General features: G+C 68.2%; 1 protein-coding gene. It reads left to right on the top strand.

From position 1 onward, the window contains the following. Positions 1-239 precede the first annotated feature (239 nt). Complete coding sequence (locus MKL20_RS00755; protein ID WP_244035087.1) at positions 240-1,427, top strand: multidrug effflux MFS transporter; 1,188 nt, start codon at positions 240-242, stop codon at positions 1,425-1,427. The last annotated feature ends 476 nt before the right edge of the window (positions 1,428-1,903 follow it).

Below are 1,903 nucleotides of genomic sequence, written 5' to 3'. Positions count from 1 at the left end.
CTCAACCTCCTGCGCGCCGACACCGCAAAGGGATCCATCCGCGCCAAAATCAAGCGCGCCGCATGGAACGACACATACTTGCTCAGCCTCATCAGCCAAATGCGATAGCCCTGCCCGCACGGGAGAGGGGGCGCGTCGCGGCCTGCAACAGCTATGTGCCTCAAACCTGTGTAGACCGTAGCTTCGGCGGGGCAGCGAGGCGCACCGCAAATGCGTCTCGCGCGGGACAGGACTGAGCCATGCTGGCGCCGCCGCTGATCCTCGTCATTGCCGTGCTCAGCTCGTTCGGGCTGCTCGCGTCGGACGTCTACGTTCCGGCCATGCCGGCGATGACCCAAAACTTCGGCATCGCGAACTGGCAGATGCCGCAGACCGTCTCGGCCTATCTGATCGCGCTGGCCGTCGCGCAGCTGGTCTACGGTCCCCTGTCCGACCGCTGGGGCCGCAAGCCCGTGCTCGTGGTCGGCATTCTGCTCTACATTGCCGGGTCGATCGGCTGCGCCGTCGCCTCGAGCTTCGCCGGCTTCCTGGTCTGGCGGATGCTGGAGGGCTGCGGGGCGGCGTCCGGCCTCGTGCTCGGCCGGGCCATCATCGCCGATACCTGCGACCGGACGGCGGCCGCGAAGGTCTACAGCATCGTCTATCCGTTCGTGTCCCTGTCGCCGGCCTTGGCGCCGGCGGTGGGCGCCTCTCTGGCCAAGGCCTTCGGCTGGCAGGCCGATTTCCTGTTCGTCGCCGCGTTCGGCGTCCTGGCGCTGATCCTGACGGTGACGCTCCTGCCGGAAACACGCCCGGCCGGACGTCCCGTGCGACCGCCGTTCGAGGGATTCTCGGCAGTCCTGAAGGATCGCAAGTTCCGGCACTACACGCTCATGGTCTGCGCGATCTACAGCGCCTGGTTCGTGTACCTGACGCAATCCGCCTTCGTCTTCGACCGGCTGGGCCTGTCCGAGACCAGCATCGGCTGGCTCTACCTGCCTCTGACGGGGGGGATCATCGGCGCGAACCAGATCGCCCGGCGCCTGCTCGATCGCCTCCCCTACGACGCCATCGTGGCGCTCGGCGTGGCGTGCTTCTTGGCCGGGGGCTGCGCCTTCCTGGCGACGCTGGCCTGGCCCGGCCTCGGAGCGGCCGCCCTGGTGCTGCCGATGCTGCTCGTGAGCCTGGCGAACGGCTCGTCGATGTCGCTCGCCATCGCGGGCGCGATCGCGAGCGAGCACGGTCGCTCGGCCGTGGCGTCGGGGCTGATCGGCTTCTTCCAGATCGCCAGCTCCTCCCTGGTCGCGTTCGGCGCCAGCGCGGCGTTCGGGATGAGCCAGGACATCTTGGTGGCGACGATCTTCGGGCTGGCCCTGGTCGCGGCGTTGGCCGCGGCTGCCCGGCTGAGCCAGGCACGATCCGGCCAGGGGAAGGCATCGGCCGCCTGAGCCTAAGCCTGTTTGACTGCGCGATCGCCGTCGAATGACGGTTCTGATCGACGGAGATCCTGATCTCTCCCCTCATCCTGAGGTGCTGCGCAGCAGCCTCGAAGGAGCCCTCCAGCCAGCCGCGCGATGCCTGGAGGGCTCCTTCGAGGGCTCCTTCGAGGGCTCCGCTCCGCTACGCCACCTTGTATTAGCGAATCATGTCAGATTGCCCCTGTCCCGCGAGGGATGCCGGCGCTGGGGTGGCCACCCCAGAGCCGGCGGCGACTCTCGGCTCGTTGGCGCCTGAGCCTGTGGCCTGCGCCGCGGGCTGGCCCTGAGCAGGCTCGCAGTCGCCCTCGTCATCGGACCCGGATGGTTGATTCAACGCCCGGTTCGCATCGCAAGGCTGGGCCGACAAACATGGCTCGCTCGGGCAAACCTCGACGCCAAGGCAACACCGCACCTACGAGCACACCCAAGCCCACCTCCAAGGTAGC

It is taken from the genome of Methylobacterium sp. E-066 (assembly GCF_022829635.1).
Lineage (GTDB): Bacteria > Pseudomonadota > Alphaproteobacteria > Rhizobiales > Beijerinckiaceae > Methylobacterium.
This window is presented reverse-complemented; position numbering and strand designations above follow the sequence as displayed.